The following is an 18,247-nucleotide window of genomic DNA, read 5'->3' as shown; positions in this document are numbered from 1 at the left end:
GCCTCCTAGCTATTTTCCGATCCGCTCAAGCGCCATCTGGTATCCGTCATTTCCATAGTTCAAACAGCGTTTGACACGGGAAATAGTCGCCGTACTTGCGCCGGTCTCTGCTTCAATCTGATTGTAAGTAAAGCCTTTGCGGAGCATTCTCGCTACTTCCAGGCGCTGTGCGAGCGACTGCATTTCGTTCACCGTGCACAAATCGTCAAAAAATTGATAGCACTCTTCCATCGTTTCCAGGGAAAGAACAGCTTCAAACAACTGTTCGAGCCCTTTTCCTTTTAATTTTTCCAATTGCATGTCTGTCACCTCTGTTATATAGTCCGTCTTTCGAACGGTTTCTCACTGTACAATTTTTAAGCACTAAAGCTTTAACAATTATCTTAGAAGAAACCGCCTTCATCCGCAAGCCCTAATCCTTACTGGAACTTGAGCGACTTCGACAGACCCGGTGAGGCCGACAATATCGCCACCCATGTATTTCCTGGCAAAAGCGGTGCCTCTTGCGTCAAAGCCGCGTCCTCATAGGCACGGATGACACCATTGCTGCGCTTCCATTTGACCTTGCGTGCTTTTCCTTGCTGGAATAAATAACCGTCCCCCGGCCCGATTACATCGACCGATAGACGCCCTTCTTTATCCAGCACGCGGTGTTTGGCGGAGATGACCAACAGATTGCTCGTGGACAACTGTTTCTTGTCGCTCAAGTCCAAATGCGGCTTGCCTGCCGTAAAGCGCATGTATTTCTTTTGCTCGGCATCATAGGTAAAAGCAGCTTTATTCAATGAGTGGAAGGTCAGATCTACCTGTGTTGCAGGCTCGCCTTCCTTGATCTCAGCGTCCTCCTTCAGGAAAGTGAAGTGAGGCACCTCTGCCGTTTGACGCATCCCTTTATCCTGCATCGCTTTTTCCAAGAGCTCTGGCTTGGTGTACAGGTTATGTGGCATTTTCCGGAATTTTTCTCGCCAAAAGTATTGACCGTTCGGAATTTCATCCAGATGGCTGTAGTCTTTTCTCGCCAAGGTTTCCAGCGCATCCGGACTGCCTCCTGCGTGCACGAGGACCGCATCAAAGCCGTTCCCGATCTGGATAAAATAAGGACGGATACTGCGGACAGGTCCAATTACTTCTGGTTTTTGGCTTTGGAATATCGCAAGAAAGCGGGTCATTTCCCCTTCTGACAATACCTCATAAATCATATCCGCTTTGTTGACGCCTGTTTGTGGACGGGCGGGCGGCGCGTTGTTGATCATTACCATGATCGGGCGTTTGCTTCCCAGGTTTTCGTGACTGCCAAGTCCTGTCATCGGTGCCTTATACGCATACTCGACGGGCTGATTCGTTTCCGGTGGCGTTTGCACAATCGGATCGGGTATCTGCGGACTAGGTTGGGTGTCCACCGGCTTTTGAGCGCAGGCCGTTGTTAAGAGCATGAAGGCTAGTACCATGAGAGACGATTTGACTGTTCGTTTCATATGAATCGCTCCTTTCCATCTCTCGTTGTCTTTTTTTCCCTGTTTCTTTTTCCAGAAGGATACAGGGGAATCCTGCTTCCACACGTTTTCCACGATTCTCATACGCCCGTGCCACACATCTTGTTTTTGGCTATGCTACAATAATGAAAAACAGATGCAAAGCGAGGCCACAATCTATGAATACCCCCTACCTCGTCTATCTGGTGGACGATGAAACAAACCTGTTGGAGTTGCTGCAATCGTATTTGCAAAGTGCCGGATTGCAGGTGAAAGCGTTTTCTAGTGGCAAGGACGTCTTGCCGTTACTTGATGAAGATACACAACCACATTTGTGGATATTGGACATCATGATGCCCGACATCGACGGCTATGAGCTCTTGCGTCTCATTCGTGAAAAATCAAATGTCCCGATCATCTTCATCTCCGCTCGCGATCAAGATGTCGATAAAATCATCGGACTGGAACTAGGCAGCGATGACTACTTGGCGAAGCCTTTTCTACCACGCGAACTGGTCATCCGTGCGAAAAAGCTGCTACAGCGCACCTATGAAAAGCCCGGTTCCACTGCTTCCTCTACCCAAACTTTCCAAGATTGGGTAACGGTTGATCCTTATATGATCTCAGAAAAAGGCAGACAAGTAAAAGAAGGAGACGAACTCATTGATTTAACCACAAAAGAATTCGAGCTCATCGTCTACCTTTTGCACAATCAAGGCTTGGCCTTGAATCGCGAGCAGATTCTGACCTCCATCTGGGGGGAAGACTACATCGGCTCAGACAGGGCTGTCGATGACTTGGTGAAGCGCATCCGCAAAAAAATGCCCAAGTTTCCATTGGAGACGGTCTATGGCTTCGGCTACCGAATGACACGTATATGAGCAAATTCCGACTGAAAAACCTGCCGATTTCCAGGCAAATCCTCATTTTGTTCATGATCCTGACAAGCGTCCTCGGGGTTGGCCTTGGCATCGGGTATCCACTGGCTGTCAAACAGTATCTGGTATCCAACACTTACACGCTCTTGGAAGAAGAGTTTTACACATTATCACAGCATATCTCCTTCAACGAGCATAATGAGCTGCTGCCTGTTCCGGCTGCGGCCCCTTACTTTTTACAGCTCTTGCTCCAACGTTATGAGTACTCATTTGATATGATCGTCTATGCTGAGAACGGACGAGAGCTGGGCAGCCGAAGCAATGGCCGCATTCCCTACGAGGATGCCAAGGAGTTGTTCCGACAAGCCGCCTCGTATCCAAGCAACAAGCTCCAGCATGGTTCGCTGGACCGTGGAGCCGAGAGCTATTTATTCGTCAGCAAAAAAATGGATTACCACGGCTTCCCCTACTACATGGTGCTGTTCTCCAAGGAGCAGGAGCTCAACCAGATCAACTCGATTTTGACACGTCAGTTTTTGTTCATATTTGGTCTGCTGCTGCTCGTAAGCTGGTTGTTGGCCGTGTGGTTTAGCGGGTATTTGAGCAGACCGCTGCGCACACTTGAAGAGCTGTGTAAAAAAATCGCTCGTCGTCAGTTCGATATCCCGCTTACGATGGATCGCGGAGATGAGATCGGACAGCTCGCCCGCTCATTCGATATGATGAAAAACCAACTGAAGGAATACGACGAGTCGCAGCAACATTTTGTCCAAAATATTTCCCATGAGCTCAAAACACCAATCATGGCGATTCAAGGATACACGCAAGGCCTCATCGAAGGCGTCTTCCAAGGCCCTCAGGCTGAAAAAGGGCTTTCCATCATCATGGAAGAGAGCAAGCGTCTCGAAAAGGTCGTCGGACAGCTCTTGTATATCACAAAGATCGAGTCTGTCTCTCAAATGATGCAAGTCGACCGCGTCGACCTGTCAGAGATGATGCACCTGTTGAAGCAGCGTCTTTCCGTGCTCAACCCGCAAATCGAGTGGGAGTTAAATCTGGCAGCCGACTTGATCGTGGAGGGAGACGGCGAGCAATTGAGCACTGCGTTCGTGAATATCATGGAAAATCAACTGCGTTACGCCAAAAGCCGACTTACCATCACAGGGAGACACGCAGGAAAAAGCGTCGTCGTCGCGATTTCCAATGATGGGCCACCCATTGAGGAGGCGCTGCTGCCGAATTTGTTCCAGCGTTTCCGCAAAGGAAAGTCGGGCAAGCATGGGCTTGGACTCGCGATTGCCCGTGCCGTCTTGGAAGCACATAAAGGGACGATCGATGCCCGCAACGATCCAGATGGACCTTGCTTTACGATGATCGTACCCGTTGAATTTAAAGGCCGATTGAACTGATAGGAGGGGACACTTGTCCTCTCTTTTTCTATTCTAAAGGAGAAATTCAATAAAAGCGTAGGAAGATACCGTGACAAAACCGAGCTTCTCATACACGTGTATCGCCGTGGGATTATCTGCAAAGACAACCAAATAGACATGATCAGACTTCTCCAAGCCAATCCGGGAAATATCTGAACTGATTTGCGTACCCAACCCCTTTTGCCGATGATGGACAGATGTGCCAATGTTCCCGATTTCGACGTAGGCTTCGTCATAGACATGAAAGCCGGCTACGGCCATTGGCTCTCCTCCTTCCGAAAAGAGCGCGATGTGTGGCATTTCTGATACTTCCTCCGCCCGAAAACTAATCATGCCAAGCTCTGCCGCCATATTCTCCACGATCTGTGCTTCAGATAACTCCAGTATTCGTGATTCTCCCACAGGTAAAAGCCGTTCTGGATCTGCTAGTTTCATCAACCGCATGGTACGTGTGGCGAGTATATTCGGAATCTGTACGCGCGTCAGACAAGGCTCTGCGAGTGCAATCACGCCCTTTTGTCCATCTGGCAGGCTGCCATCTAGCACTTCTTTCATATAGGAGAGCATCGGTTCCACCTCGTAATTTTCCTCCCCCTCGACCACATGGAGAGAAAATGCGTGAAACGGCATCCCTTTTAAGTAAGACCCGATGGCGGTTACTTCTCCTTGGACGCTGTCCGTTACGACGACGCTCCGAACCGTTCGCAAGTACATATTCCCGTATAAAATATACGAATCTTCTAACGAAATTTGTTCCAAAAGCTGGCGTTGTTCATGACCTGTTCGCAATTTTAGCAAAGAAATCACTCCTTCTACCGATTCCCTATTGACGTTGTCGTACTTCGCGGTTAACATGGTAAAAATTTCTCTATTAAAGAGGCAGTTCAAAAAATGGAAACCAACATCACCTAGGAGGAGAGAATCGTGGCTTATTATTACACAGAACCATCTCGGACGTTTAATGAGTTTTTGTTGTTGCCAAATCTCACCACAAAAGAATGCAATCCGAACAATGTGGACTTATCCACTCCGATTACCAAGTATAAAAAAGGTGAAAAGCCTGCCATCTCACTAAACATACCGTTCTCATCCGCAGTCATGCAAGCAGTTTCCGACCATCATATGGCGGTCGCATTGGCTAGATGTGGCGGTATTTCGTTTATTTTTGGCTCCCAGTCTATCGAGAGCCAGGCAACCATGGTTCGCAAAGCAAAAGGCTACAAGGCTGGTTTCGTCGTGAGCCGCTCCAACCTGACACCAAGCCATACGCTGAAAGACATTTTGGAATTGAAAGAGGCGTCAGGCCACTCCACCGTTGCCATCACGGAAGATGGTACGGCAAAAGGCAAGCTGCTCGGAATCGTAACGGGTCGCGATTATCGCATCAGCCGCGACTCTCAGGACAAGCTCGTCAGCGACATCATGACACCATTCTCGAAGCTGATCTATGGCAAATCTGGCATCTCGCTCTCCGAAGCCAACGACCTGATCTGGGAGCACAAGCTCAACTGCTTGCCAATCGTAGACGAAAATCAAAACCTCGACTTCCTCGTTTTCCGCAAGGACTACGATTCCCGCAAAAACAATCCGCTGTCCCTCTTGGACGCGAACAAGAGCTATATCGTAGGTGCCGGTATCAATACAAAGGACTACAAGGAGCGCGTCCCTGCATTGGTGGAAGCAGGCGTTGATATTCTGGTCATCGACTCCTCCGACGGCTTCAGCGAATGGCAGCGCGAGACGGTTCAATATGTAAAAGAAAACTTCAATGTTCCGATCGGTGCAGGTAACGTCGTCGATAAGGAAGGCTTCCGCTACCTCGTGGAATCGGGCGCAGATTTCATAAAAGTAGGAATTGGCGGCGGCTCCATCTGCATTACCCGCGAACAAAAAGGAATCGGACGCGGTCAAGCCTCCTCCCTGATTGAAGTGGCAGCAGCTCGCGACGAGTACTTCAAGGAAACAGGCATTTACGTTCCGCTCTGCTCCGACGGCGGAATCGTACATGACTACCACGTGACACTGGCTTTGGCTATGGGTGCAGACTTTGTCATGCTGGGACGTTACTTCGCTCGCTTCGACGAAAGCCCGACCAAAAAAGTGAAGATCGGCAACAACTTCGTGAAAGAATACTGGGGAGAAGGCTCCAACCGCGCTCGCAACTGGCAACGCTATGACACTGGCGGCAAAAGCAGTCTCGTCTTTGAGGAAGGCGTAGACTCCTATGTTCCATACGCGGGCACCCTGCGCGAAAACATAGACCGTACCTTGAGCAAAATCAAATCGACCATGTGCAATTGCGGGTCGCTCTCCATCTCAGAGCTTCAGCAAAAAGCACGAATCACCGTCATCTCGGCTACTAGCTTGGTAGAAGGCGGCGCACATGACGTTATCTTGAAAGAAAGCAGCATGGCTGCTGAGTAATACAATCGACGCGTAATCACAAAAAAACAGTCTGCGGCTCACAATGCTAGCAGACTGGTTTTTTTCTTAGGGCCCCCACACTCAGTAAGAGAACGGGCAAGAACAAACCGTACGTCAAGGAATAAGGCATCCAAATGTCCGAAACGAAAGAGTCAAAATACGGGCGGTTAGGCATCGTCGTCAATGCCAATACGATCATGATCATCCCCAGCGGAAGTGTCAAATGGCGGTAATCCCGCAGCCCCAGTGTATATGCGATTCCAATGTTCGTCGCATAATAGCAAATCGTAATTTTGACAAAGAGCGTAATAAACCAGATGACGGCCATCAACACTTCGATTCGCTCAAAAAAATTGCCGATACTGATTTTTTGCGCAAGTGTGTAGCTTGGGTAAGCGAGCAGTACGGTAATATCGGCACCCAAGACCAAGATAGCCACTGCGGTAATCATCGTCAGGAAGAAATTCGCAAAAAGGATGCCCAAGATATAAGCTTTGGCTGCACGCGCTGGCCGTTTGACCAAGGGAAACATCACGATCAGAATGACCGTTTCCAGCAAATAACCCACGTACCTGAAGTTCCCCCCGAAAACAGGAGCAAATCCATGCGCAAGCACAGGCTTCACATTTTCTATTTTGATCTGGGGGGAAATAAATGCGATCAAGATAAAAAAAAGCAACAGAAAATACGGAAACAACAGCTCACTCACTCGAGATAAGGCTTCTGCTCCACTGCGGACCCCCATGACGATGATCACCAGAAAAAGGACAAGAATAATTTCAATGGGGGTCTCCTGCATAATCTGCGTCGTGACAAAATCGCCAATCTCCATCAGCATGAGCGAAGCATCGATGAAAAAATAGCTGATGAACAACACAGCCACCGCTTTCCCCAGCCACTTCCCCAATATTTCCGCGCTGTACTGAAAGATCGACTTGTTCGGATACCGCATACTCAGCGAAACATACAGATAGGTTAAAAGAAAGCCTTCCCCCCACCCGATGAGGGCAGAGATCCAGGCATCTTGTTTGGCAGCGGTAGCAGTAAGGGATGGTACGTACAAAATCGCATCACCAATCCCAAAAAGCGCCACGAGTATCATGAATTGCCTTGCGCTAATATGGCCGTTGTCTAACAATTCCTCTCGCTCCCCCGCCTCGCTACTGGCTACTGCTTCATTCCACAGTTCCCAAAATGAAGTCGCTGAATGGTTTATAGACAAATGTGATCCAGTCCAACGGGTTCGGAATATTCGCCTCAAGCGATTCCGCTATGCCAAGCCCCGTCGCAACTACTAGCAATATGAAAAAAACCAGCATTTCCCTTTTCATCGCGTTCTTTCTCAGATAAGGCACCTCAAAGATGGCAATGAGTAGGCTGATCAGCAAAATCATCATGATGGTCCACATGCTGTGCAGTGCACCTACTTTTTTTGCAGGATTACTTTTACCATTTCCATGGATGGAAAAAGTTATGCTCTACTCCTTTTTCATGAAAGGAATAAACGAATTGCCCACTTTTCCTGTCCGCCTGAGCTTCACGTCTGTTTTGATTTTCACTTTCAGGTTGGAGAATTGTGAATCCCAATCTTCTTTCACCTTTTCCCACCCTTTGGGGTCATTTTGGTAGATCGACTGCCCAAATCCAAAAACATCTGATCGGTATTGTTTTTGTGCTTTATGGATGGCGCTTACGATTTTGTTTCTGATCTGCTTTTCTACGTCAGCTTCCAATTTGTATATGCTTTTGGAATCGGACAAATCGATACGGCACGCCACCTCGCCCACATTGCCTTCTGCGGAAATGCTCACCTCTACTTGTGGTTTTCCTTTTTCCACCTTGCCTTTCACAGTTGTTTTGTTTCGGATGATTTCAATGACAATTTTATTGTTTTTGGTACAAGGAATTTCTTCTACTGTACTGTCCACTCTGTCCGTGATGTAGCTGAATCCGATGCTTTCCTCTTCGTTAAACCACCCCAGTAGCTTGTCTTCTTTGAAGACACCGATTTCGTGATACCTTAGCAGCGTTGACTGGCTTTCTTTTTGGGAAGTACCACTAGAAGTCCCCGTATGTACCTTCCCTTTCAGATTAACGCCTACCAACACTGGCTCGATCCCTTCCCGTAGCAAATCCGCAATAAACTCATCCAATTGAATGGAGACAATTGATCCCCAAGCGCTCTCTGCCGTTTCCAAGCTTTTATAGAGCTTCGTCGCCGGGATTTTTTCCAGTGGATCGATCATGCTGAGAATCTGTAGTGCTGTAGCGTCCTTGGCCAGAATGACATAAAAATCGGGCCGGACCTCATGATCGCGAAATAACAAATCCAGCACTTCCTTTGTCCCTTCTTTTGCTATCTGCTCCCCCAAAACCAGCACCTGGATATGGGAAAAGTAAAGCCTTCTCGGCGTTACCGTTGTCATTTTCCGGATTCCCTCAAAAATGCTCGATGCCCGCATGCTGTAAGTCGCAACAGCTGATTGGCTCATCCCCCCGCTCTCCTTTGACGCTACCCCTCCCGGATTGACGATTTGGGTGGATATCACATACTCTCCATCAATATTATCGATACCCATTCCCATGACGATTGCCAAATCATTTAATTCCCTGCGGTTCCAGCAGCCTGTCAATAAAACGAGAAGAGCCAGGGCTAGAAGGAACACACCTTTTCGTTTCATGCCGTCTCCACCTCGGCTATCGATTTATCATCACATCGGCACGATACTTGCGCTATATTTTACTTTTTCGTTCTCTGACGCTGTTTTTCTGGCGCAAAAAATGGGGACGCGTATGCATCATCCAGATTGGCAGCCGAATCAGCGTATCCTTTTGATCGGATAGATTCACTGGTGCAAGCGGAGCCATATAGGGGACACCAAACGAACGCAGGGTGCACAGGTGAATGCACAAAGCAATCATCCCCACAAATACGCCGATCAGACCAAAGCTGGCGGCGAGTGCGATCACCCCGAACCGCAACAGCCGGATCGGAATGGACATAGAAAAGGAAGGGAAGACAAAGCTAGTGATCGCTGTAATGGAAACGACGATGACGGTAGCGGGTGAAACAAGCCCTGCCTGCACGGCAGCTTCCCCCAACACGAGTGCTCCCACGATGGAAATAGCTGACCCCACCGCCCTCGGCATTCGTACCCCCGCCTCTCGCAGCATTTCAAAGGTAAACTCCATCAACAGCGCCTCAATTGCTGCTGGGAAGGGCACGCCTTCACGTTGGGCTGCAATGCTCATGATCAGATTCGTCTGTAGCATTTCCTGATGGAAGGTCGTAACGGCGACATACAGGGATGGCGCGAGCAAAGCGATAAAGAAAGAGATAAGGCGCAAAATACGCAGAATCCCAAAATCCGCACGCATGTAGTAGTCCTCGGAGGACTGAAAGAATTGGACAAAGACAGCTGGGACCAACAAAACAATCGGTGTACCGTCCACCAGAATGGCGACACGCCCTTCCAACAGCCCGGCTGCCACCGAGTCGGGGCGCTCTGTATTGTAAATGGTCGGAAACGGCGTAAAGGTATGATCCTGAATCATTTCTTCGATGTTTCCGCTCTCCAAAATACCGTCAATCGTGATTTGCCCCAAGCGTTCTCGGACTTCTGTCACTACGCTTTCCTGCACGACTCCTTTTATATACATCATAGCGACTTTGGTCTGTGTCATGTCCCCGATCTGCATGGTCTCCAACCAAAGATTGCGATTATTGATCCGCCGGCGCACCAAAGCCGTATTGGTCCGGAGGTTTTCCGAAAACGCTTCTCTGGAACCCCGAACCACCGTTTGCACGGAAGTCTCCTGAACACCACGATCTTCCCACTGCTTCGTATTTGCGATAAATCCATACGAATACCCATCTACCAAAATAACGGTATCCCCCGTCAATATCGCATCATACAAATGGTCAAAGTCATAGACCTCTTCCACTCCACCGATCGTGAGCAAGAAGTCCTTCATCAGCATCAACGGATTGGCTTCTACGGGGAAGTCCTCTTTCCTGGCATGAAGCATGAGAGACTCCATGAAGCCGCTAATCATATTTTTGTCGACCAGACCCTCGGTGTATAAAATCCCCACCTGCATCTGATCGACAGCCTCCAAACGCACTTGGCGCGTCACAAGATCCGTGCTGTTGCCGAGCTCTCGCTTCACCTTTTCCAGATTTTCGTCCAACGAGTAAAGGAAGGGCGCAGCTTGTTTTTCTGTATGGATCATTTCAAATCACTCTTTTTCCAGTTCGGGATATGTTTACTATCCCTCATGGCTCTGGGGTCTATGCTGAACACAAAAAAGCCCCCTATTCTAGGAGGCTTCGGGACTGATCATATTATTCGACAACTGTCATCATTGTTACGGCAAACGATATACGGCAAATGGTTCCCCGTTTCGGTACGTGTCACTCAATCGGTCCAGCTCTGCCAAGGTCGCTGCATCCAGCGTCAAAGCTGCACTTTGCAAATTATCCGTTAGCTGTTCTACACGGGTCGCGCCCACGATCACCGAAGAGACAGCCGGCTTGTGCATGAGCCAAGCTAAGGACAGCACACTGGAGGATACACCAACCTCCGCCGCTACCTGACTGATTTTGCGTCCAAACTCCAGCTTGTCTTCACTCAGCAACCGCACGAATCGCGGCTCCTTGTCCGCCCGCGAACCAGCTGGGGCCTGTTCTGCGGAGGTATATTTGCCTGTTAAAATGCCGCCAGCAAGCGGGAAGTACGGAATGATCCCCACCCCCTGGTCCAGACAAAGCGGTACGAGTTCACGCTCCGGTGTCCGATCTGCCAGCGAGTAGCTGACCTGCGTCGATACGTAACGATTCAGCCCTTCCCGCTGACTGATGCCAATTGCCTTCATCAATTCCCAAGCCGCATAGTTGGAAGCCCCGATGTAACGCACTTTCCCAGATCGAACCATGTCATCTAGTGCGCGGAGTGTTTCTTCCAAAGGCGTCTCTGGATCAAACGTATGAATTTGATATAAGTCCACATAATCGGTGCGTAAACGCTTCAAGCTGTTCTCCAGCTCCAGCATCAGGTGGTAACGCGATGAGCCTCTCTGATTCGGTCCTTCGCCTTTTACCAGACCAGCCTTCGTCGCCAAAACGACCTCGTGCCGCTTTCCTTCTAGCGCCAGCCCGATGATTCGCTCCGATTCTGTTTGCGTGTAAATATTTGCCGTATCAATAAAAGTAATCCCGCTTTCGATTGCGGTATGAATGATGTTTACAGACGTTTGCTCATCCGCACGCCCTCCAAATGAGTTCGTGCCTAATCCCAATGCTGATACCTTCAATCCACTGCCACCGAGTCGGTAGTATTTCATATTGTGATCGACCTCTTTTCATAATAGGAGTGCTCTTCCATTATCTCCTATTTGGGTGGGGATTGAAAAATAAGATTAGGAAAGTTTATTTTTCGAAATATTCTGAATTTTTTTCATGGTTCTTGATACACACATTTGGGATACCTTTAAAAAATCTGCTGTTTGTGTCTGATTATAGCCTGCCATCCTTAATTGCAGGACTTGCCATTCTTTTGATGAGATTTGATTTTGCAGTTGCGCAAGCATTGCAGCAACATATAGCTTGTCCAACACATATTCTTCCACGTCTCGTCCTTCGTCCTTCAAGACATCCATAGCGGTGGCAGCTTCATTGCCCGAAGCGGATGCCTTCAGGTGTGGCTCCTGTAAATACTTCACAGGTCTCCCGACATCCAGCGCTTTTTTGATCTGTTCCACAGATTCCCCCAACAGTTCGGACAGTTCTTCCATTGTAGGGAGATATCCCAGGTCTGCTTCTATTTTACTTATCTGTTGGAGAATCGTTGTTGCCGTTCTAGTCGGCCGTACAATATGTCCGCTATCTCGAAAAAAGCAGTTGATCTCCCTCACAATTGTGATGACGGCAAAGGACGAAAACTTCACGCCTCTTGCTATATCAAATGCTTTGATGGCCTTGATGATTCCCATTCTCCCCAATTGCAAGATATCCGCTTTTTCCAAGCAATATTGCTTCACTAATGTCTCTGGCTTTCCGATATATTTGTGCACAGAATGCCAAATGAGATCTTCATTTGCGAGTATCACTTCACCCAGATACTCACTGTCTTCCTTGCAGCGGCGAATATTCTCCATGTTATACAAGGAGTATTGTTCTTTATCCTTGCCAACTCTTTGTTTTACGAACATGGCATGCTCACTCATAATACCTCCTCCCAGCCTATCTTCATGATTCTCTTAATAAGCCGTTCATTTTTTGGTAATGGGTCATGACTTTTGTATAGTAGCCATCGTGATAACGATTTCGGTCGACATTTCCCTCGCCTTGGTTATAGGCGATGATGCTTAAACGAAGGTTTCCATATTTCTTTTGCAAGAGATCCAAATACTTGATACCTGTTTGTAGATTGGTCACGGGATCAAACAAGTCATCAGGATGAACTCCCAGCCCGCTTCCTGTACGCGGCATGATTTGTAATAGTCCTCTAGCGCCCTTGCCAGAGATCGCGTCGTGCTGAAAACGGCTTTCCTGCCAGATCATCGCCATGATCAAAACCGGATCTATTTCGTATTGCTTGGATAATACAAAAATTGTTTCTGTATAAAGCTCGACTGTAGCAATATCCAGTCTCGGTGCAACCTGTGTGATTACGTTTGCAAGCTCCCTTTTTGTACGCAACTGCCTATCTGTGTCCCTGGCCATTTTCACCACAGGATGAATTTCCAACAGCCCCTTTTCCACGGCTGGCCCTACAACATTTGCGGGAATGAACACTGCGGCAACAATGCCGATTAGCTTTGTTAGCACGTAACTCGCTTTTTCAGATGTAGCTGATGGACTGCTTGCAGAATGTTTTTCTGCATACTTTCCACCCCGATTGCCGTATCCAGTGTATGTACCGATCGGCGCGAAGCATGGGCAAGGGAAAGATAGGCTTCCTGCACCTTTAGCAGCATGGCATTATTCGCATCTACTTCCGTTCGCAGAAAAAAGGTTGCATCGGGCCGCTTCGTCAAATCACTCATCGTGGCATACCAGGAAAGAGGAGTATCCTTCATATAGAAGTAGTAATAATTGGACAGTTCGTAATGATCAATGATGATGAAGTCGACGTTCTCCTTCGAAATCCGCGCCATCTCTCGTTGATAGTCCAGAAAATCCGCTTCAAATAGCTTTCCTACCGCTTTCTCATCCAGTTCAATTTCGCAGCGAAGCCACATGCCAATGACCGCTCCGATTGGGGTATCTAAACGCGGAAACGTTACTCTTTTCACTTTATATCCGAGGCCTCTCAAATTTTCTTCTAGCAACGCCGCTTGAGCTTCCTTCGCATTGGCGTCAATTCCTTCGAAAGCGACAATCATGGGCTGTCTCATGGCACTAGATCGTCTCCTCATTTGTCGAGATTTCCTCTGCTGCTTCACGAAGCTTTTTCTCTGCTTCAAGCTCAGCAGCCTGAGTAGCCAGATGGTCTGCTAGCATTTGCTCGAATTCTTCCTTTGTAATCTCATGTATCTCGGATTGGAGTAGGTTCACCGTGTATCCCATACCGTCGGTCAGTAAAAAGTTTGTGTAGGTCAATGGCTCCTCACGAAACTCCTGCTTTTCGTAATCGAAGGCAATGACTGCTTTTTCAATGCCCGCTACGCAACCGCCGAACCAAATATTGACCTCTTCTTCTCCACCCTCGGCTGTAGGTGTTGTATGCATATTGGTCGGAACGTGTACATATTTTCCAATGACCTGGTGGGAGAGCTCCTCTGTCAATTCCTCATTCATCTTTTTCAACAAAACTGCCATGCTGGATCATTCCTTTTCATCGATTATTTGTGTATGTCTACAGCTCACCGTACTGCTTCAAAATCGCCTTGATGATTTGACACACTCTTTCCTTGCTGATGTTGAATTTCTGACCAATTTCCTCATGGTAGTAGCCTTCACTTCTCATTTGGAGAATCAGCTTGTCTCGCGTGGACAGCTTCATATACTCCATGATGTCGATCATCATCTCTACTTCCTCATATCGAAACTCCTCACTCGGAGCAGCAATACGGCTGATCATCGTTTCCTCTTCATTCTCATCTCCACCAGAGACAAGAACTGCATTACTGTTTGTCAGGTTTTTTTGCGTGCCGGCTTTCCGCAAGCAGTCACGAATTTTATTGGTAATCACATGATCGACAAAGGTAGTCACTCTGGCTTTTTCCTGGTCGTAATCCTTCATCGTGCGATACACCTTTAAGAGAACCTCCTGAACGACATCATCATGGGTCATTCCAGCAAACGTCATCCCGGTCAGCTTGGCTTCACAGTTTTCTTTTGCCTTCTGCAAAAAATCATCGACTTTCCCTTCGAAAAATAACTCGTCCATTTGGTGAAGTTGATCTTTCATACTTCTCCCCTCCTCATGCTCCTATTCACAGTGGCTCTATCACACTAGGTAATTTGAGGAGGGTTTTAGCAACCAGTTTTCAAAATTTTTTTCGGACAAGTTTGCAAGGTACCAGCCGTGAATACTTTTCCATTCAAAATCTTCCATGAGGCGCACTGACGCTTGATGTACCATTGGCAATCGCGGCAAATGTCATGAACCACACAACGACAAGTCATCGGCACGACATCTTGTTCCTTTGCTGACATCACGATGTCATTGACTGTCATTTTCTTCTGGCAGACTTTTTCATAATCACATCCGTGACAGGCCATGCTACCCACCGATCCTGACGATCCCGATTCCTTTTAAGGACTCTGGGTTCACTTGAACATGCTCGCGAAAGAACTCTTCCAAAACGGCTATCGGGGTGTCTTGGGTCGACGTATATTTCATGACCTGCACCTGCTCTCCATCTGCCGAAAAACTAATCTGATATAACATGGTTTCTCCCCTCCTTTTGCCTCTTGTCGAATCTATACGAAGCGATTTGAGGTGAATTAAGCGGATTTTGAAAATAAAAAAAAACCAGCCGTTTATTCCAGCTGGTCCTCTACATATAATTCCTCTATCATTTCCTCTGTTATATTCATCTTTCCAAATTCCTGACAAACTTTTTGAAATCCAAACAGCAAGGAATCGTTTTCTGTGAAAACCTCGTTCAGATCCATTCCCACCATGCCAAACGCGTCACTAAGCTCCTCCCAGCCTTCGCGATCGATATCCTCTCCTAGCAGAAATTCAGCTAATGCAGAAATAATCACGACATACAATACAGCTTTTTTGGAATCTCTCATTCTTATCCCCTCACTTCTTTCTCGTTTGAGATAGAATAGACAGTTTCGAATGAGTTTTCTCTCTACAAAAAGAAAAAGCCCGCTTTTTTACGAGCTTACTTTACATCTGAGATTATTTTTTGAATCAAACTTTCATCAATCAAATGGCTGGCTACTGTCAATGCCTTTGCCATTCGTTCCTTATCTCCATCAAAAACCTCGTAAATGATTGTACGCACACTTTCTTCATTCAGTGTGTAGTTCTTGGCCATCGCCATAATCCCAACAACGGCTTCATGATCTTCGATCGCTTTCGTAGAAACTTTTTCCTTAGTCTGTTGAATGATGATTTGTATCCTATCACTTCGCAATGTTATGACCTCCTGGCTTTTTTACAACCGAATATGTATTCAAAGGGAGACATATTCCCCATCTGTCTAACCTATGAACGTAGAAGGAACCTATTTTGTTCCAAAAATTCTCAGCAAAAGGGGGTGAATCATTCATGGTTGTCGACCTCTATCATCATCTCTATGAATTACTTTCGACGGATAGCCAATTGCTCGCATTACTAGGAATTGCTCCAGATGACAAGGACTCCTTAACCAGGCAGATTATCAAACGAAGAAAGCTCGCCGCGCTATCTGATGTTGCGAAACCTCTCCTTTCCTTCTACGCAACTTCCGGAAAGCGCGACACCGTTAATCCCCTCCTTCTCACCAGCTTCTTCCGATTCGATGTGATCACGCCTGGTGATATCGAGCTGGCGCATCAAATCGCGAACCATCTTTTCCATCTCTTAGACGGCAAAAGCTTATCGATGAATGGAATAGAAGGTTTGGACACGTATGTCGTTTCCCAGCAGGAAACGGATTTGGGTCATTCCTCTGCGTACTGCTTCACACTGATCACGAAGTTTACTTTGCAAGTTTGTTAGACATTTCAAAACCCCGTCTATCCTATGACAAGCTGATCGAGGTTCCCTTTCCACACGATTCAGCAACAGCACCCAAATCCCCTATTTTGAAGGAGTGACTTTCATTGTCTAAAAAAATGATTATCAAAGGTGTCGGTCAATTTCTTGCCAAACGCGCTTCCAAGGATGGAAATGGCGTCGAAGTCATTACGCTTGGTAATATGCAGGACTTGAAAATTGACATGAATGTTGAAATGGAGGATATCTTCGGCGGCGATGGACTCTTCGCCATTGATACTCTCGTTAAATCGAAAAGCATTGAGATTACCGCAACGGATGCCAAATTTGATCTGGCCGCACTTGAGCTCATGATGGGCTCCAAGCTGCAAGAGCAAAAGAGCGACTATGTGTATGTGCTGGGTGAGCAGAAAGCAATCAAAGCTGGCAGCCTGGATCGATCTGCATCCACTGGCGACGCTGGTGTTTGTGAAGTTGACTTTGGCGGTACCCTCTTCAACGGCGGCGGATTTGCTGTTCGTCTGAAAAATAGCAATCGTCTTTTGAAACAAGTTAGCTTGAGCACGTCTGCTGCTCCAAAAGCTGACGAATTCATGGTGGATACTTTCAAAGATGGCAGTGAAGATAAAGCTCGTCTCATCTTCTCGCCTGCCCTGCTCAATGAAGATGTGGTCTTCAACTATCAGCGAACAGAAATCGTAGATGTAGTCGATATTTTGATGGATGAAGTGCCATTCCCTGTTCATGTCGTCCATCACGGCTCTTTCCTGCAAAAGGACGGAACCTATGCAGGTATTGAAACAGAGCTGTTCTCCTGCATGGCAAAAGGCAGCTTCTCGATCGATGCGGCACGCTCCACAGCCAGCACTTCCGCTATTTCCTTGTCCGTTATCGATCCAGAGCGAGCAGATGGCAAGCTAGGTAGTGTGAAACGCTTCGTATCTAACAAAAAAGTGTAAATCTTTCGAGGTTAAGCAGGCTGAGTGGAGAGCATCATGCTCTTCGCTCTTGCCTTGCTCTTTTAAAAAGGGAATAACTTACAACGAATCATAGCGAACGAAATCACATTCAGCAAGTGGATAAATTTTACTGATGATTTCTCGGATAGTACAAGGAGGGATTTTTCCATGCTAAACCACCAAGAAGATCTGGAAAAAAAACACGCAGAGATGATGAACCTGGAAGCTGTAGAGCGTATCAAAAAACAGCAGGAGGCTGATCTGGTAGAAGCTATTTTCTTTGAAGATGATAGTGAAATCATGCTGCGTGACGGCAAAACCTATCGGATTCCGCCTGTGACCTTAAAAGACGCCCGCATCCTGATGAAAAAGCTGGGAACCGTCCATATCGACGCGATTATCCTAAATTTTCTCCCCTATGAAAACAAGGAAGATGATTTATTCGATATCCTACTTCTAGGCTTTCGCAACTACCCTATGGTCACTCGCGAGTACTTGGATGAACATTGTGATTTGGAGACGGCCAAAAAGCTTATTAATATTCTCATTGGTCTAAACGGCTTAAAAAAGTAGAGAGTGGCGAGGGTGACAGTTCCGCGATTCGCGATATGGAATCTGGTGAGCCACTTGATTGGGGCGATCTATTTTTTCATCTCCATAAAGACTGTGGTTTGAAAAAATGGGATATTTGGGAGTACACCCTTCCCCAAGTAGCAGAGTTAATGAAGAGAGTGAATAAATACATTCAATTTGAGGTAGAGACACGCATGGGTTTTCCTTTCCTGAGAAGAAAGGGAACGAATTCTGCTGCCAGTTCTCCCCATGCATCTAGTTCGCAAGACTATCAGGAAATTTCCGAAGACGATATTGCCGTACTTGGCAAAGTGTTAGGTGGTCTATAACCCGTTTCTGTCTATTCTA

At 47.2% G+C, this 18,247-nt stretch carries 24 protein-coding genes; 7 read left to right on the top strand and 17 right to left on the bottom strand.

Features of this window, described 5'->3' with window-relative positions; translation table 11 throughout:
* Nucleotides 1-9 precede the first annotated feature (9 nt).
* Both HP398_RS11420 and HP398_RS11415 read right to left on the bottom strand, forming a co-directional pair.
* Nucleotides 10-300: a YerC/YecD family TrpR-related protein gene (locus tag HP398_RS11420; protein ID WP_007717484.1), complete on the bottom strand. Its 291-nt coding sequence runs from the start codon at nt 298-300 to the stop codon at nt 10-12.
* 119 nt (nt 301-419) lie between these two features.
* A complete protein-coding gene (locus HP398_RS11415) occupies nt 420-1,475 on the bottom strand; it encodes a DUF3048 domain-containing protein (RefSeq protein ID WP_173622610.1) in 1,056 nt (351 codons plus the stop codon).
* Nucleotides 1,476-1,651: 176 nt separating this feature from the next.
* Between HP398_RS11415 and HP398_RS11410 the strand changes: the two genes are divergently transcribed.
* Both HP398_RS11410 and HP398_RS11405 read left to right on the top strand, forming a co-directional pair.
* Nucleotides 1,652-2,353, top strand: a complete 702-nt coding sequence (locus HP398_RS11410; protein ID WP_173622609.1) for a response regulator transcription factor — start codon at nt 1,652-1,654, stop codon at nt 2,351-2,353.
* The gene (locus HP398_RS11405; protein ID WP_106835819.1) at nt 2,350-3,759 is read left to right on the top strand and encodes a sensor histidine kinase; all 1,410 of its coding nucleotides are present in this window, start codon (nt 2,350-2,352) and stop codon (nt 3,757-3,759) included. The genes HP398_RS11410 and HP398_RS11405 overlap by 4 nt, the downstream gene beginning before the upstream one ends.
* 33 nt (nt 3,760-3,792) lie before the next feature.
* On the opposite strand, the gene HP398_RS11400 is transcribed toward HP398_RS11405, so the two are convergent.
* Nucleotides 3,793-4,587: a GNAT family N-acetyltransferase gene (locus tag HP398_RS11400; RefSeq protein ID WP_371736741.1), complete on the bottom strand. Its 795-nt coding sequence runs from the start codon at nt 4,585-4,587 to the stop codon at nt 3,793-3,795.
* 117 nt (nt 4,588-4,704) lie between these two features.
* On the opposite strand from HP398_RS11400, the gene HP398_RS11395 reads away from it, so the two are divergent.
* On the top strand, nt 4,705-6,204 hold the full coding sequence (locus HP398_RS11395) for an IMP dehydrogenase (protein ID WP_017249774.1): 1,500 nt from the start codon (nt 4,705-4,707) through the stop codon (nt 6,202-6,204).
* A 46-nt stretch (nt 6,205-6,250) separates the two neighbouring features.
* Here HP398_RS11395 and HP398_RS11390 read toward each other — a convergent pair whose 3' ends face one another.
* From HP398_RS11390 to HP398_RS11325, 14 genes are all read right to left on the bottom strand, one after another.
* Nucleotides 6,251-7,342, bottom strand: a complete 1,092-nt coding sequence (locus HP398_RS11390) for a GerAB/ArcD/ProY family transporter (RefSeq protein WP_017249773.1) — start codon at nt 7,340-7,342, stop codon at nt 6,251-6,253.
* A gap of 37 nt (nt 7,343-7,379) precedes the next feature.
* Nucleotides 7,380-7,613: a hypothetical protein gene (locus tag HP398_RS11385; RefSeq protein WP_173622607.1), complete on the bottom strand. Its 234-nt coding sequence runs from the start codon at nt 7,611-7,613 to the stop codon at nt 7,380-7,382.
* Between the two features lie 69 nt (nt 7,614-7,682).
* The gene (locus tag HP398_RS11380; protein WP_173622606.1) at nt 7,683-8,885 is read right to left on the bottom strand and encodes a Ger(x)C family spore germination protein; all 1,203 of its coding nucleotides are present in this window, start codon (nt 8,883-8,885) and stop codon (nt 7,683-7,685) included.
* 52 nt (nt 8,886-8,937) lie between these two features.
* Nucleotides 8,938-10,437: a spore germination protein gene (locus tag HP398_RS11375; protein ID WP_173622605.1), complete on the bottom strand. Its 1,500-nt coding sequence runs from the start codon at nt 10,435-10,437 to the stop codon at nt 8,938-8,940.
* 135 nt (nt 10,438-10,572) lie between these two features.
* Nucleotides 10,573-11,547 carry an aldo/keto reductase gene (locus HP398_RS11370; protein ID WP_017249769.1) on the bottom strand — a complete coding sequence of 325 codons (975 nt, stop codon included), beginning with the start codon at nt 11,545-11,547 and terminating at the stop codon, nt 10,573-10,575.
* 75 nt (nt 11,548-11,622) lie between these two features.
* On the bottom strand, nt 11,623-12,429 hold the full coding sequence (locus HP398_RS11365; protein WP_017249768.1) for a sigma-70 family RNA polymerase sigma factor: 807 nt from the start codon (nt 12,427-12,429) through the stop codon (nt 11,623-11,625).
* A 22-nt stretch (nt 12,430-12,451) separates the two neighbouring features.
* Nucleotides 12,452-13,033, bottom strand: coding sequence for a lytic transglycosylase domain-containing protein (locus HP398_RS30915; RefSeq protein WP_017249767.1), 582 nt, complete (start codon nt 13,031-13,033; stop codon nt 12,452-12,454).
* The gene (locus tag HP398_RS11355) at nt 13,027-13,602 is read right to left on the bottom strand and encodes a dTMP kinase (RefSeq protein ID WP_173622604.1); all 576 of its coding nucleotides are present in this window, start codon (nt 13,600-13,602) and stop codon (nt 13,027-13,029) included. Before HP398_RS11355 ends, HP398_RS30915 begins: the two co-directional genes overlap by 7 nt.
* A 4-nt stretch (nt 13,603-13,606) precedes the next feature.
* Nucleotides 13,607-14,026 (bottom strand): hypothetical protein, encoded by a 420-nt coding sequence (locus HP398_RS11350; protein ID WP_173622603.1) that lies wholly within the window; start codon nt 14,024-14,026, stop codon nt 13,607-13,609.
* Nucleotides 14,027-14,063: 37 nt separating this feature from the next.
* Entirely contained in the window at nt 14,064-14,618 is a 555-nt protein-coding gene (locus tag HP398_RS11345; protein WP_017249764.1) for a sigma-70 family RNA polymerase sigma factor, read from the bottom strand.
* A 65-nt stretch (nt 14,619-14,683) separates the two neighbouring features.
* Complete coding sequence (locus HP398_RS11340) at nt 14,684-14,932, bottom strand: hypothetical protein (RefSeq protein ID WP_017249763.1); 249 nt, start codon at nt 14,930-14,932, stop codon at nt 14,684-14,686.
* A 1-nt stretch (nt 14,933) separates the two neighbouring features.
* Nucleotides 14,934-15,101: a hypothetical protein gene (locus tag HP398_RS11335; RefSeq protein WP_017249762.1), complete on the bottom strand. Its 168-nt coding sequence runs from the start codon at nt 15,099-15,101 to the stop codon at nt 14,934-14,936.
* A gap of 92 nt (nt 15,102-15,193) precedes the next feature.
* The gene (locus HP398_RS11330; protein WP_017249761.1) at nt 15,194-15,454 is read right to left on the bottom strand and encodes a hypothetical protein; all 261 of its coding nucleotides are present in this window, start codon (nt 15,452-15,454) and stop codon (nt 15,194-15,196) included.
* A 95-nt stretch (nt 15,455-15,549) separates the two neighbouring features.
* Nucleotides 15,550-15,804 carry a hypothetical protein gene (locus HP398_RS11325; RefSeq protein ID WP_173622602.1) on the bottom strand — a complete coding sequence of 85 codons (255 nt, stop codon included), beginning with the start codon at nt 15,802-15,804 and terminating at the stop codon, nt 15,550-15,552.
* A gap of 134 nt (nt 15,805-15,938) precedes the next feature.
* On the opposite strand from HP398_RS11325, the gene HP398_RS11320 reads away from it, so the two are divergent.
* The 4 genes from HP398_RS11320 (at nt 15,939) to HP398_RS11305 (ending at nt 18,228) form a co-directional block, all read left to right on the top strand.
* Nucleotides 15,939-16,370, top strand: coding sequence for a hypothetical protein (locus HP398_RS11320; RefSeq protein ID WP_173622601.1), 432 nt, complete (start codon nt 15,939-15,941; stop codon nt 16,368-16,370).
* A 104-nt stretch (nt 16,371-16,474) separates the two neighbouring features.
* Entirely contained in the window at nt 16,475-17,326 is an 852-nt protein-coding gene (locus tag HP398_RS11315; protein ID WP_017249758.1) for a hypothetical protein, read from the top strand.
* A gap of 168 nt (nt 17,327-17,494) precedes the next feature.
* A complete protein-coding gene (locus tag HP398_RS11310) occupies nt 17,495-17,899 on the top strand; it encodes a hypothetical protein (RefSeq protein WP_173622600.1) in 405 nt (134 codons plus the stop codon).
* Nucleotides 17,900-17,934: 35 nt separating this feature from the next.
* Entirely contained in the window at nt 17,935-18,228 is a 294-nt protein-coding gene (locus tag HP398_RS11305; protein ID WP_017249756.1) for a hypothetical protein, read from the top strand.
* Nucleotides 18,229-18,247: the final 19 nt, after the last annotated feature.

The organism is Brevibacillus sp. HB1.4B (assembly GCF_013284285.1).
Taxonomy (GTDB): Bacteria; Bacillota; Bacilli; order Brevibacillales; family Brevibacillaceae; genus Brevibacillus; species Brevibacillus porteri.
This window is presented reverse-complemented; position numbering and strand designations above follow the sequence as displayed.